The sequence below is a fragment of the Allorhodopirellula heiligendammensis genome, from assembly GCF_007860105.1.
GTDB classification, from domain to species: domain Bacteria; phylum Planctomycetota; class Planctomycetia; order Pirellulales; family Pirellulaceae; genus Rhodopirellula; species Rhodopirellula heiligendammensis.
Genome location: NZ_SJPU01000002.1, coordinates 1,093,366 through 1,105,903 on the forward strand (window position 1 = coordinate 1,093,366; position 12,538 = coordinate 1,105,903).

Here is a 12,538-nt window from a genome sequence, read left to right on the forward strand (position 1 = left end):
GCATAACCGACGGCGGCTGTGGTGTCATCTTTTCAGTCGTCTGCTTTGCTGGAGTCTTTGATGACAAAGCGTGCTTTCAAACGCGCTACTTCGCTGGCCAAGTTTGCTGTCTTGACGGATCGCAATACCTCTTCGAAATCCTTGTATGCTGCAGGTGCTTCATCCATTGGATATTGTCGGCAGTTACTCAGAATGTCGTGTTGATCCAGCTCGCTGTCGATGGTCGATTGATTGAGCGTGCGTTTGGCTTGTCTCCTTCCGAGCACACGTCCAGCACCATGATTGACGCTAAACCGAGACTTCGACGCACCAGCATCCGCGACCATCACCGCCGAGCCGTCTCGCGGATTACCGGGCAACAGAATGGGGTGTCCTGAATTAGCAAAGGGTGTCCCACGCAGTGCATGGTGCCCAGCTGGGTAAGCTCGGGTTGCGCCCTTACGGTGGACCCATGCCGGTTGGCTGTCAACAATTTCCTTTTTGGCAATGTTGTGACTGATGAAGTAGACGAGCCGACCGGTCGTGCCGGGGATCACTTCCTGAAACGCTTCGAGAACAAGCGCATTGATCATCAAATGATTCACCGTCGCGAAGTTTGCACCCAATGCCATATCGTCGAGATAGTCATTCGCTTCGGACGTTCCCAAGGGCGCATAGACCAGTTCGCGATCCCGTCCGGGAAGTGGAATCCCCCAGCGATCGAACTTGGCCTGGAGGGTCTTGAATTGGCCCGATGCCAAATTATGTCCGAAGCCACGAGATCCACAGTGAGATAGAAACGCAACATGGTTATCGCGCAGCCCGAATACGTCGGCGACTTCGCGAGCGAGATTGCTATCGTCGACGGAAACGACCTCGCATTCGCCAAAGTGATTACCACCACCATACGAACCGAGCTGTGACATCTTGTCGGAAAAGTTGCTCATGTGTCGTTGTTCGAGCAATACGTCCAAGCGTGCCTCCAACGCCGATTGCGATTCGTCGTGGCCGACATGAAATGCATCCTCGCAATACTCTGCCCATTCCGATGGAATGCCGAGCTGTTCACACACGCTTTGGCTAGCGCCCTCAACAACCAACTGCTTGCCCAGCGTACGGTTGACTGATCGCGACTTGGTGACGTTACGTTGGCCCTTCCCGGCGCCGGTAGGCGTGCGTTGGCAGATCGCAGAAATCAACGCCCGCCGAGTTTTGCGATCATCGACTGCCTCGGCGGGCAAGTCCAGTTGCAACAAACTCATCGAGCATTTGATGTCGACACCCACAGGTCCGGGATAGATGTGAGTCGGTGAGATCATCACACAGCCTACCGGAGCACCGTATCCCAAGTGCGCGTCGGGGTTCAAAATGACATCTGTCACCCCCGGTGCCTGCATCGAATTGATCGCTTGTTGCAAGCAGACTTCATCAAATGTCTCGCGGATTGCCTGCGTTCCAATCACCGTGATCGGTTTGGTCGTCGCGGTCGGCAACATCGCTGTCGCTTCACCGGTGGGAATGAGGCGGACGGGAGCGGATTGAGCAGACATGAGAGCGAGGGGGTAGCAGCTTGGTGAGTTAGTTGCGTTCGCTGTCCGAATGCGCAAATACGAATCCGAAACGCAGGCGAGGGACGAGATCGACTATCTCGCTGGTGCGCCTGGTTCGTAAATCAACAGGCAGTTAGGGCAACAGGAAGTTCATGGTTCAGGATGAGAGAGGTCCGTGACGGTTCAGAGGTTCAGGGGAGAGCGGGTAGTTCGAGGCACAACAACGTGTCGTTGCCTCGGACTAGAAAACAGTTGCCTGCTATGATTGGGGCCGACCAGCAGGGGTAGGTGATTGCTGGCCGTTCGTCGGTGGCGATGTCGAGTGGCCATACGCCAAGCTGATCAAAACGCTCCGGTGTGCAACGAGCAAGATGCAATTCACCATCCTCTTGGAGAATTATCAGCACATCTCCAATTCGCGAAGCCGTGCTGCGGCGACGCGCCAGCGAGGTCCACTGTACCTCTCCTGTCGAGAATTCAAGACAACGAAAATCGCTGTCGGGAGCGTTGCGACCACTGCAGGCGTATAAGTAACCATCCTGCAGCACCGGCGTCGATAAGTGCGACCTCAGACTCTGGGCGCGACGGTTGCCTGCTTCATCTGCCCAGACGACTTCGAACTTGGCGTCGCCATGGCTGATTGTGATTTCGAAGAGGCTCGCACCCATTTCGTAGCATTCGCTGATCAGGACTCGATTGCCATCGACTACCGGCACCATCGCGTTGACGCTTTCAACAAGATTGGAGCGATAGTGAACGCTGCCAATCGATTTGCCGTTTTGTGGATCGATCACGTGCAAGCCCTCGCGGGCGAAGAATAAGACATAGTCATGATCGTTCAAGTGAACCGTCCGCGGGCTGCTGTAGCTGGCTAGGTCGTCGCCACACTTCCAGAGTTCCTTGCCAGTGTGACGATCAAACGCTACCACGAGTGAGCCATCGGGGGAAACCCGCTCCAGTCGACCTGGGGCGATTCGTTGGTCAATCTCAGGACTGCCCCCAATCATCACGAGCACCGCGTCACCAAGTACAAGCGGTGCGGAGCCAGCACCAAAAAAATTCTGCACGACGTGATATTGCTCGTTCGTTTCGACTCGCCACTGGATCTTACCGTCGTCAATGCTCCTGGCGGTTAAACCACCCGCTACGCCGAGGGTGAAGATTTGATCGTCGTCAATCGTCGGGGCGCATCGTGGGCCAGTTTCGTAGCCGTACATATCGCGATAGGACAAGGGGTCTGACACTGACCACAGCACCTTGCCCGATCGCATCTCAATTTTTCGCAAGCGTTCTTGGCTCTCGAATGCGTCGAAGTGAAAGTAGGCACCTTGATCAATCACCCCGAGGCCATAGCCATCTCCGAGGGAGAGACTCCAGCGGCAAGCAGTCGGCTGTTGCCACTGCCAGTTGGCAGCGCTACCGACGCCGTCCTCGAGTTTAGCGGCACCACTGAAATCGATATTGAGGAATCGAGGCCAAGATGCGGTCGCTGGGCCTCCGGGTTGCTCGGCAATCACGGTACGTAGGCTGGTGCATGCACTGCAGATCAACAACGTGCAGGTCATCATGGACAAAGCGGGCCAAAAAAGAGGGGAAGAATCCTGAGCAAATTTGGTCCCCTTCGTATTGCTCAGTGTTGTGGCTCGATTTTCTGGCGATATCTGAATGGAATTACTCATAGACGGCTTCATGTAGCTGACTGACGTGGAGTGCTGAGCGACAATTGTACAACATCTGGTTCTGGCGACATCTTTCGGTATTGATCGACAAGCAGTGAGGTTACCGTTTGCTGTCGTGCCTGCTACGAAAAAAGGACCCCGGACGAAATCGTCCGGGGTCCTTTCGTTGCTAAACAGTAGGGCTGACAGGAATCGAACCTGCACTCCAGTAAAGGAACTGGATCCTAAATCCAGCGCGTCTGCCAGTTCCGCCACAGCCCCGTGGCCAGCTAGTTATCAGGTATTTCGTACTTTACTCAGCACCGGGTTCGCCACTTTCAGAGGCGACGGTCGGCACGACCCACACCTTGAGGCTGGCTTGGACTTCACTGTGCAGGTGCACCTTGACGGTGTACAAGCCAAGCTCTTTCAGCGGGCCATCGAGGCGGATTTGGTCTTGAGCCAAATGAACGCCAGCTGCCTTGAGCGAGTCGACAATTTCGTGAGGTCCAACGCTGCCGTAGAGGTGACCTTCGTCGTTGGCGTTGGCTTCGATGGTGATCGATTGCTTGGCCAATTCGTCGGCTTGATCTTGGTAGCTTTGGAGCTTTTGGATTTCGATTTCGCGAAGTTTTTCGCGGTGCTTCTCGACCATCCGCTTGTGGTGGTCGGTGGCGATGGTGGCAAGGCCTTGTGGCAACAGGAAATTCATCGCAAAGCCAGGTTTGACTTCGACCAAGTCACCTTGCTTGCCGAGGTGTTCGACGTTGTGGATCAACAGCAATTGGATCCCGCCATTGTTTCCTTTGGGCAAACGTTTGAAGTGGCTGTTGGACCGGCGAGTAGCAGCTTTGGACATGGCGAATGGCTAAAAAACGGGGTGACTGCGAATGGGTTGGTTAAATGAGATTAAGTATTGAAAGCGAAGAGTGGTCAGGCCGTAGTGGGGCGGGTACTCTTAGAATGGAATTTCGGGTTCGTCGTAGCCAGGTCCGTTACCGGTTGGCTGGGCGTCGCGTGGTTGTTGGGCCGGTGACGCTGGCGGCGCACCGGAGTCATTGTTTGCATTGACGTAGCGTTGTGGGGCGGGGCTCGACTCATGGACCGCACCACCGTGGCCACCGCTCTCGCCACGACCGCCGATCATCTGCATCCGCTCACCAATCACCTTGACTTTCGAGCGTTTTTGGCCGTCTTTTTCCCACGTGTCGTGCTTCAACCGACCTTCGATGAAAATAGGACTGCCTTTGGACAGATACTCGCTAGCGACTTCCGCTGTACGTCCGTAGAGGGTGATGTCGAAGAAGTTGACATCTTCAACCCACTGCCCCTCGCTGTTCTTGCGTTTATCGTTGACTGCCAAGCCAAATTCGGAGACCGCCATGCCGCTGGGCAAATAGCGCAGCTCGATGTCGCGGGTTAAATTCCCCATCAACATTACGCGGTTATAACTTGCCATGGCGGTGGTCTCCTCAGGTCATCTCACATCAAAACTGGAACAACTCGCTGTTGTTGAGAGCATCCAGCAGCGAGTTAGGTTCAGGCGTCGGCGACGGCAGGCTCGTCGGAGCTTTCGTCAGCGGCATCGCTACCGTCGTCACCATCTAGGTCAGCGGCATCGTCGCCATGGGGGCCTGTGAAGTGCTCGCCCCGTGCATTGGCAAGGATAGGCTCGACCAGTCGTGGATCCAAGCGAATGGTCAATTCGCGGATGACGGACTCATTGAGTGTGAGCGAACGGGCCAGCTTCGGCAGGTTCGGTCCATCCATGCTGAAGTAGATGAGGTAGTAAGTACCTTTTTGGTGCTTGTCGATTGGATAGGCGAGCTTTTGCTCCATCCACATCCGGCTGACGAGCACTTCGCCACCGGCTTCGGCGACGAGCTCCTCCAACTGCTTGCTCACGCCACCCGGATCACGGGCGTAGTGATTGCTGTCGAGGATAAACAATGTTTCGTAGGTTTTGACGTTAGCCACGGGTCAGATCGCGGGGAAATCGGAAGGTGGGTGGAAGTAAAGAACGCAAATGGAAGGTGAAAAACGTTATGCTGCGTGGGAGTTAAACCGGCTCATTGCTTCGCCGATGCCCTCAGTTATCCAGCATGATATCGCGTCGCATGATCGCATGACCGCGAGATCGATATTCGGTTTTTCCTCTTCGCTAAAGTTACCAAGAACATAATCAGTGACTTGCCATTTGGCCGGTGGGCGGTCGATTCCGATGCGCAGCCTGGGGAATTGTTCTGTCCCCAAATGAGCGATCGTATCGGCGAGACCTTTTTGGCCTCCTGCTGAACCGCCGCGACGGACGCGAATTCGCCCGCTGGCCAGATTCAAATCGTCACAAATTAAGATTACATCCTCAGGATTAAGTTTATAAAAATCGAACGCCTTACGGACACTCTGTCCACTCGCGTTCATGTAAGTATGCGGGCACAGCACCAACGTCTTTTCGGAGCCGATGCGGATTTCGCAGATTTCGCCATCGAATTTTTTACTGGTAGTCGACCCACCATGCTCGCGGCACAACTGGGCGGCGACCATGAATCCGATGTTATGGCGTGTTTGTTCGTACTTGCGACCGGGATTCCCCAGTCCCACAACCAATTTCACGCCTCGTCTTCTTCTTCGCCACCACCCTTGCTGATGACTTCGGGTTCGCTGCCGATGGCATCTTCTTCTTCGACAGCTGCTTCGGAGCGTGGTGCTTCGACGTGGGCGATCACCGTTTCGGGATCGGTTACCAATTCGACACCCTCGGGCAGTTGCAGATCAGCGGCAGTGGCTTGGTCGCCGAGGTGCAGGTCGTTGACATCCAGGACGAGGCTCTCTGGAATCGATCCGGCCGAGCATCGCACGTCAACTTCACGAAGATTTTCCAGGAAAATGCCGCCTTCGCGGGTCCCTGCTGCTTCGCCGTGCGTCTCGATGGCGACAGTCACTTCGACTTTTTCTTGCAGATTGACACGGATCAGGTCGAGATGCAGCACTTCGATACCCAACGGATCCCACTGCATGTCGCTGACCAAGGCAGTCTCGTTGACATCGCCGGTCAAGGTCACGGTCTTGGAGTGGTGTCGCAGCAATCCCTTGACTTGCACGGCCGAAATAGCCAGGTGCTCGTTAGCTTCCCCGTGGCCATAAAGGACGGCGGGGACGTTTCCTTCGCGTCGCAGGCGAGTCGTCGCTGCGGTACCGGTAGAGTCTCTTTTGGTGGCTTGAATGACGTCCGTCATGGCGGGAACCGGTCTGACAAAAATGGTAGGTGAGTTGTGGATTTTTTAGAAGCACGGCAGTATGGCGATTTTGTGCTCAGCCGCAAGCCCAAACTCGGTTACCCCGACCTCGTGGTGGAGAGGGACTCCATTAAGACGTGCTTGTTGCGATGGGTGTAGCGGTTTTTCTGCTTGCGAAAATTCCCTTGTTCCGCGCGGGAATGCCGCCCTCGTGAAGGCAGCGAGCCACGCAGAAACCCGGAGTCCGTTGGTCGCCGCAGGGCATTCAGTATCGAGGCACCGTGTCATCGACCTGGAGCGACCACTGATCAATTCCGCCAGCGAGGTTTTGCACGCGTGAAAAGCCGGCCTGCCGCAGGGCTTGGACGACTTGCATGCTTCGCCCCCCATGGTGGCACTGCACAACAACATGGTCGTCGCGGTGAGGTAGTAACTCTCCGAAGCGGGCTTGCAATTCGCTCATCGGCAGCAATCGCGAGCCGTCAATTCGAGCTGTTTCATATTCCGCCGGTTCACGCACATCGAGCAGGATGAATTCTTCGTTCGCTTGCCTCATTTCATGGAGCTGGTTCACAGAAATTTCGATCGCCAGTTGTTCAGAATCACTCATGCTTTCGCTTTCTATCATACAAAGTGGGATGTATCGTTACCGGCTGCCGGGCTTATCGAGAGACGTCGTGATCATATCGTAGAATTCAGGGCGACGATCGGCAAAGCGATCGATGACGTGTTTCCCCGGGGTGCGTTCAATTCGCTTGTTTCTCGCCGCCTGCAGGTCAACGTCTGCCAGCAGAATGGTGGGCTCATCGCCGGCGGCCCGGGCGAGTTCCACTCCATCGGGGCCACAGATCGAGCTGAGTCCGCAAAAATCAAAGCCTCGTTCTGAGCCGATGCGATTGGCGGCGACGAAGAACAGGTGATTTTCCATACTCCGGGCAGGCGGAACGATCTCGGCCGTGCGGGAAGCGGCAACCGGCCAGTTCGTCCCCAGGGCAATGATGTCGGCGCCTTGGAGTCCCAGCACTCGCATGGGCTCGGGAAAGGAACTGTCGTAGCAGATCGCCATCCCGACACGCGCGCCGCTCTGGTCGAGAGTGTAGGCTTGATAGGGAATCTTACCCCGGTCGACAAAGCGATCCACACCGAGATGCGGCAGGTGTACCTTGTGGTAACGTCCCACGATGCCGCTGCCGTCAATCAAAAGGGCGGCGTTGTAGAGCTGTTCGCCCTCGGCCAGTAGCGTGCCGACGGTCAGCGCAACGCCAGTCCGTTTGGCAGTTGCGACGATTTTTTCGATTTCAGGACCATTGTCCCGTACGGCTACAGCACTGGCGTCGGATCGACTCTCGAACGCGTATCCGGTTAACATGCATTCAGGAAAAACGGCCAATTCCACGTGTTGGTTCGCCAGTTGATCAAGCGTGTCGGTCACGGTCTTCAAATTCGCCTCTACGGAGGCAAATTGGACGTCGGTCTGGACGCAGGCGAGCAACATCGTAAAACCTGGGGGTTGGCGGAATTTGAGAATCATCCTCTCTCACCGGTGATTCAACCAGAATCGGCTGGCGATGGACACGTCCCGTACTTCATAATTTCAAGACTTCCGAAAACAGAAAGATCGAAATTGAGCTCGACCAGCACACCGATCGACAACGTTGAGACCGCCGCGAGTGACGACGCTCGTGAGTCTGCAGTCTCTGCCCCGATAACGCAACCGATGCCGCATGCGGAACGTGCGAAATACGATTACGACTTGTTCGTGATCGGCACGGGCCCAGGCGGCGAAGGGGCAGCCATGCAAGTTGCCAAAGGTGGTTGGCGAGTGGGCGTCGCCGAGCGATACCGCCAAATCGGTGGTGGTTGTACGCATTGGGGCACCATCCCTAGCAAAGCCCTTCGCTACGCAGTCACCAGTACGATGAAAGCGTTATCCAATCCGGTGATGCGGGAACTCGGTTTCACCGTCTCGCCGACGATGGAGCAACTCCGCCGGGGAACCCAAGCGATCATCGGGCGTCAGGTCACCATGCGACAGTCGTTCTACGATCGCAATAATGTGCCGATCCATCGAGGGCAGGCTCGATTTCTCGATGAGCACACGGTTTCTATCGATAACGGAGAACCGATCACAGCGGCGCATTTTGTAATCTCAACAGGGTCACGACCCTATCGTCCCTCCGATGTCGACTTTACTCACCGGCGGATCTTCGACAGTGATACCATCCTCGATATGGAGGATAAACCGACTACGATCACCGTGTACGGCGCCGGCGTTGTCGGCACCGAATACGCATCGATGTTCCGCAACCTCGGCATCAAAGTCAATCTCGTCAACACTCGCGAAAAGCTGCTCGAGTTTCTCGACGATGAGATTATCGACGCGCTATCGTATCATTTGCGCGATCAAGGCGTCATCATTCGGCACAACGAAACCATGGATCGCATTGAGGGCCGTGACGACGGCGTTGTCTTACACCTCAAGAGCGGCAAGGTATTGAAGTCCGACGTCTTCCTCTGGGCCAACGGGCGGCAAGGCAACACAGACGATCTTGGTTTGCAGCATTTACCAATTGAAGCGGATCGGCGTGGGCAGATACAAGTCGACGAGCAGTTTCAAACCTGCCTGCCGCATATTTACGCCGTCGGCGATGTTATCGGCATTCCCTCCTTGGCGAGTGCCGCCTACACGCAGGGCCGTGCCGCAGGCATGCACATGCTCGGTCACACAAGTGGAAATCTGCGTTTGAACGACATTCCCGCTGGAATCTACACCAGCCCCGAGATCAGTTCCGTCGGCAGTACCGAACGGGAACTCACCGAGCAATGCGTGCCATACGAAGTTGGGCACTCACAGTTTCGCTCTCTCGCCCGCGCACAGATCACCGGTGAAACAGTTGGTATGCTCAAGCTGCTCTTTCACCGTGAGACGAAACGCCTGTTGGGAGTGCACTGTTTCGGGGCCAACGCGTCTGAGATTGTCCATATTGGTCAAGCGATTATGAATCAACCCGATGAACATAACACGGTTGAATACTTCATTGAGACGACCTTCAATTATCCCACCATGGCCGAGGCCTACCGCGTCGCGGCGCTCAACGGCATCAACCGTCTGTTCTGAGTCCCTATGTCACCGTCTGCACCGGAACCGACCATCCCTGACCGTCGCAATGAACTGGCATTGATCCGCACCGATCTGGCCAATGAGCGGACGTTGCTTGCATACGCGAGAACGTCGCTGATGATTGCTGGGACGGGCGCTACGGTGATTAAGTTTTTTGGTGACAGCCGCGACAAAATTGCCCTCGGCATCACGCTGCTGATCATAGGCGTGGCTCTGTTTGTTGTCGGCGTCACACGTTTCGTCAAACAGCAGGGCCGAATCAGGGGTGATGATGGCTAACGCACCGAGCCATTGGGCATCGATGGACGCAGTCGTGCTCACGCGTTAGAGACCACCTGGAGGGCCTCATGAATGACCGCGCGAGATTTCTCATAGCCCTCCTTGGCAACCTGCTCAGCGGGGCGTTTCCAGTAGCCGGGGTTGAACAGTTCCAGCGAAAATGTGCCAGTGAAACCATTTGTCAGTAGCATTGCGATGGTGGGCACCAAGGGACAAACGCCGTCACCGGGAAAGACGCGGTCCTTGTCGCTGATGGTGGCACGGGGTGGATCACTGGGGTAGTCGTTGATGTGAAACAGTGGCATCCGAGACGCTTCGATCATGCCTAGCGACGCCATGTCGCTGCCGCCTTTGTAGATGTGATAGAAATCCGGCAGCACCGCGGCGCGCCGGTGCGCTGTCGCCGTGGCGACGTAGGCGAGTTCCTCCAGACGACTGAGGGTTGGCGAGAATCCCCACAGTTCGAGCAGTGGCGTCACGCCCAGTTCATCGCCGACCTCCAGTAACGCTCGATACCGCTCGCCGACGACCTGCAATTCGATCGGGCCGGAGGCGGCAAGCGCCTGCGCCGTGTGCGCACCAATCGGCGGAGCGGCCATGCGGACGCCGCCCAGACTGCGGACCATTTCCATGTCACGCCGGGCCTCGTCGAGTCCTGCTGCACGCTCACTGTCATCATTGGCAATCCATTTAGCAAACCCGATAGCGCCAGCGAGTTCGAGCCCCGCATCGTCGAGTTGCCGCCGCAATTCCCCGAGCGTTCCGCCGCCGTCGACGTAGCTACGTATGTCGCCGATCCAGGGCTCAATCGCGTCGTAACCGGCAGCCGATGTGACGCGAATCTGTTCAGGCAGGGAGAGCTTGTGGCCGCGAATCGTGCTCGTATTGAGCGAGAGTGGAGGCGTTTGTGGGTGTTGTTTCTCGAGCTTCTCGACAGGGTTTCCGGCCTGGTCGATTGCCGACGAAGAGCGGACCGTGGCGCTGAGTACACCCGCCCCAGCGGCGGCGGAGAGAAAGTGACGGCGGGGGATAGCTGACATGGCGGGTCCAGAATGCAGGGAGTGTCTCGAATGGATCGACGCATTCTACTCCAACGCGGAAACGCTATCAGCTCAGATCGCTGAACGACAACCAGCATGTTCTCGCCACGGGAACTCAGCTGGCTTGGATGCGATACGACCACTCCACGGTGCGCACCTGATCCATGCGAGTCGGCTGCAGGATCAGGCGATTGGGACTCTCGCCGCCGGCGCGCTTGAGCAAGGTCGCGCCTCGGGTCTCAATGCACCAATCCGATGGATAGTCGGCAGGCAGCCGATAGGTACTACCCAGCCACGCCAAGGGCGGCTCAGCTTGGTCTGAAGGGGTTTCGGCGATATCGATGGCGCTAAGTGGCTTGGCAAGTCGGGCAGCCCAATCAAACTGAATGAAGGGTTGCCCGCCGTCGGTATCGCTGAGTTGCACGCTGACACTGAAGTGAGTGGTGCCACTACAGCCAACGCCTAAGATGGTCGGCCGGCCATCAATGATTTCAGTGGAAAGTTGCGAGAGGGCAGCTGACGCTGGCCAGTCGTCTTGCGCGGAGCCTTCGTAACCGATCAGCTGACGGCCGCCGGCGGCGTAAATCGTGTGGGCATAACGATCGGTCTGCCATGTGAAAACGACACGGAGTCCATCGTCGCTGCCGAGGCGATGATCGGTGGGCGTTGTCATGCGGGCAGCGATCGCTGGATCGATAGCGGTGTCGTTGTCGGCGGTCATGAGCTGGTCGCGGTTGATGGAGAGGTCAGGTTGCCGTGGGCGAAACGTTCGATCAATTGCAATCCGGCCTGTTGGCTCTTCTCCGGATGAAACTGAGTCGCGAGCAGATTGCCTCGGCGAATCGCCGCGCAGAATGGACCGCCGTAGTCGCATGTCAGGGCTACGACGCTGGCGTCGGTCGGCCGCACAAAATAAGAGTGCACGAAATAAAAGTGTGTTTGTGCGGAGATGTCTAGATCCACTCCGGCAGGGCCGATATCGACGGTATTCCAGCCCATGTGGGGTACCTTGAAATGCGGCGGCAGTGAGAATTTAGCGACGTCACCCGCAATCACGCCAAGACCCTCGTGGGTACCGTGCTCGTAGCCTTGTTCGAAGAGCATCTGCAGCCCCAGGCAAATGCCGAGGAAGGGTCGGTCCGCTGCCAGAAAATCTTTAATCGGTGACTCCAGATCGCGGCTGCGGATTTCCGCGATCGCGTCACCGAATGCTCCCACGCCGGGCAGAATCAAACGCTCGGCGGACGCGATCTCCATGGGGTCGCTGGTGATCGTCGCTGGCACGCCGGCCCGCTCGACCGCCTTCTGGACGCTCCGCAGGTTCCCCATCTGATAGTCGACAATGGTAATCATGTGATTGGCTGTAGAGTGTGGTGTGGATTCCCGGCGGTCTGAAGTGGCTTAGGTTGCTCGAAAGATGGAGCTCATTGAAGGAGCGCATTTCGCATCCTTGCTCCACTTCCAACGCGCGTCCATAAAATACCTAACCATCCACGCGGGAGTCGTATTGAGTCTAAGCCAGTGGGATCAATTAAAAAAGGTCGTGCGATGTCTTTCCCTGGCTGCCGAATCGCGGCACAATCATGCTGCGCAGCGTTGCCCAACGGGTAACGCCCGAACTGCTACAATGCGAGAAGTTCTGATACGAAAGTATTCACCGTCCCATCCACTATTC

At 56.5% G+C, this 12,538-nt stretch carries 14 protein-coding genes and 1 tRNA gene; 2 read left to right on the plus strand and 13 right to left on the minus strand.

Translation table 11 applies throughout. The features are described 5' to 3' along the window. Window positions 1-32 precede the first annotated feature (32 nt). The 10 genes from Poly21_RS14420 to Poly21_RS14465 form a co-directional block, all read right to left on the minus strand. Window positions 33-1,529 (minus strand): RtcB family protein, encoded by a 1,497-nt coding sequence (locus Poly21_RS14420; RefSeq protein ID WP_146407662.1) that lies wholly within the window; start codon window positions 1,527-1,529, stop codon window positions 33-35. A gap of 191 nt (window positions 1,530-1,720) precedes the next feature. Then, window positions 1,721-3,097, minus strand: coding sequence for an outer membrane protein assembly factor BamB family protein (locus Poly21_RS14425; protein ID WP_146407663.1), 1,377 nt, complete (start codon window positions 3,095-3,097; stop codon window positions 1,721-1,723). A gap of 288 nt (window positions 3,098-3,385) precedes the next feature. Further along, window positions 3,386-3,469: transfer RNA gene (locus Poly21_RS14430), tRNA-Leu, on the minus strand. Window positions 3,470-3,500: 31 nt separating this feature from the next. Beyond that, on the minus strand, window positions 3,501-4,046 hold the full coding sequence (gene rplI, locus Poly21_RS14435; protein ID WP_146407664.1) for a 50S ribosomal protein L9: 546 nt from the start codon (window positions 4,044-4,046) through the stop codon (window positions 3,501-3,503). Window positions 4,047-4,145: 99 nt separating this feature from the next. After that, window positions 4,146-4,646: a single-stranded DNA-binding protein gene (gene ssb / locus Poly21_RS14440; RefSeq protein ID WP_146407665.1), complete on the minus strand. Its 501-nt coding sequence runs from the start codon at window positions 4,644-4,646 to the stop codon at window positions 4,146-4,148. Between the two features lie 80 nt (window positions 4,647-4,726). Beyond that, window positions 4,727-5,164, minus strand: coding sequence for a 30S ribosomal protein S6 (rpsF, locus tag Poly21_RS14445; protein WP_146407666.1), 438 nt, complete (start codon window positions 5,162-5,164; stop codon window positions 4,727-4,729). A 66-nt stretch (window positions 5,165-5,230) separates the two neighbouring features. Further along, entirely contained in the window at window positions 5,231-5,800 is a 570-nt protein-coding gene (pth, locus tag Poly21_RS14450; RefSeq protein ID WP_146407667.1) for an aminoacyl-tRNA hydrolase, read from the minus strand. Further along, complete coding sequence (locus Poly21_RS14455; RefSeq protein WP_146407668.1) at window positions 5,797-6,423, minus strand: 50S ribosomal protein L25; 627 nt, start codon at window positions 6,421-6,423, stop codon at window positions 5,797-5,799. Before Poly21_RS14455 ends, pth begins: the two co-directional genes overlap by 4 nt. Before the next feature lie 265 nt (window positions 6,424-6,688). Next, window positions 6,689-7,033: a rhodanese-like domain-containing protein gene (locus tag Poly21_RS14460; protein ID WP_146407669.1), complete on the minus strand. Its 345-nt coding sequence runs from the start codon at window positions 7,031-7,033 to the stop codon at window positions 6,689-6,691. 36 nt (window positions 7,034-7,069) lie between these two features. Further along, window positions 7,070-7,918 carry a carbon-nitrogen hydrolase family protein gene (locus tag Poly21_RS14465; RefSeq protein ID WP_146408707.1) on the minus strand — a complete coding sequence of 283 codons (849 nt, stop codon included), beginning with the start codon at window positions 7,916-7,918 and terminating at the stop codon, window positions 7,070-7,072. A 129-nt stretch (window positions 7,919-8,047) separates the two neighbouring features. Here Poly21_RS14465 and sthA point away from each other — a divergent pair, with 129 nt between their 5' ends. Both sthA and Poly21_RS14475 read left to right on the plus strand, forming a co-directional pair. Next, a complete protein-coding gene (gene sthA / locus Poly21_RS14470) occupies window positions 8,048-9,541 on the plus strand; it encodes a Si-specific NAD(P)(+) transhydrogenase (RefSeq protein WP_302118933.1) in 1,494 nt (497 codons plus the stop codon). A gap of 6 nt (window positions 9,542-9,547) precedes the next feature. After that, window positions 9,548-9,823 carry a YidH family protein gene (locus Poly21_RS14475; RefSeq protein WP_146407670.1) on the plus strand — a complete coding sequence of 92 codons (276 nt, stop codon included), beginning with the start codon at window positions 9,548-9,550 and terminating at the stop codon, window positions 9,821-9,823. A 38-nt stretch (window positions 9,824-9,861) separates the two neighbouring features. On the opposite strand, the gene Poly21_RS14480 is transcribed toward Poly21_RS14475, so the two are convergent. The 3 genes from Poly21_RS14480 to hisH form a co-directional block, all read right to left on the minus strand. Further along, complete coding sequence (locus Poly21_RS14480; protein WP_146407671.1) at window positions 9,862-10,863, minus strand: sugar phosphate isomerase/epimerase family protein; 1,002 nt, start codon at window positions 10,861-10,863, stop codon at window positions 9,862-9,864. 115 nt (window positions 10,864-10,978) lie between these two features. Beyond that, entirely contained in the window at window positions 10,979-11,584 is a 606-nt protein-coding gene (locus Poly21_RS14485) for a hypothetical protein (RefSeq protein ID WP_146407672.1), read from the minus strand. Further along, complete coding sequence (hisH, locus tag Poly21_RS14490; RefSeq protein WP_146407673.1) at window positions 11,581-12,216, minus strand: imidazole glycerol phosphate synthase subunit HisH; 636 nt, start codon at window positions 12,214-12,216, stop codon at window positions 11,581-11,583. The genes Poly21_RS14485 and hisH overlap by 4 nt, the downstream gene beginning before the upstream one ends. Window positions 12,217-12,538 lie beyond the last annotated feature (322 nt).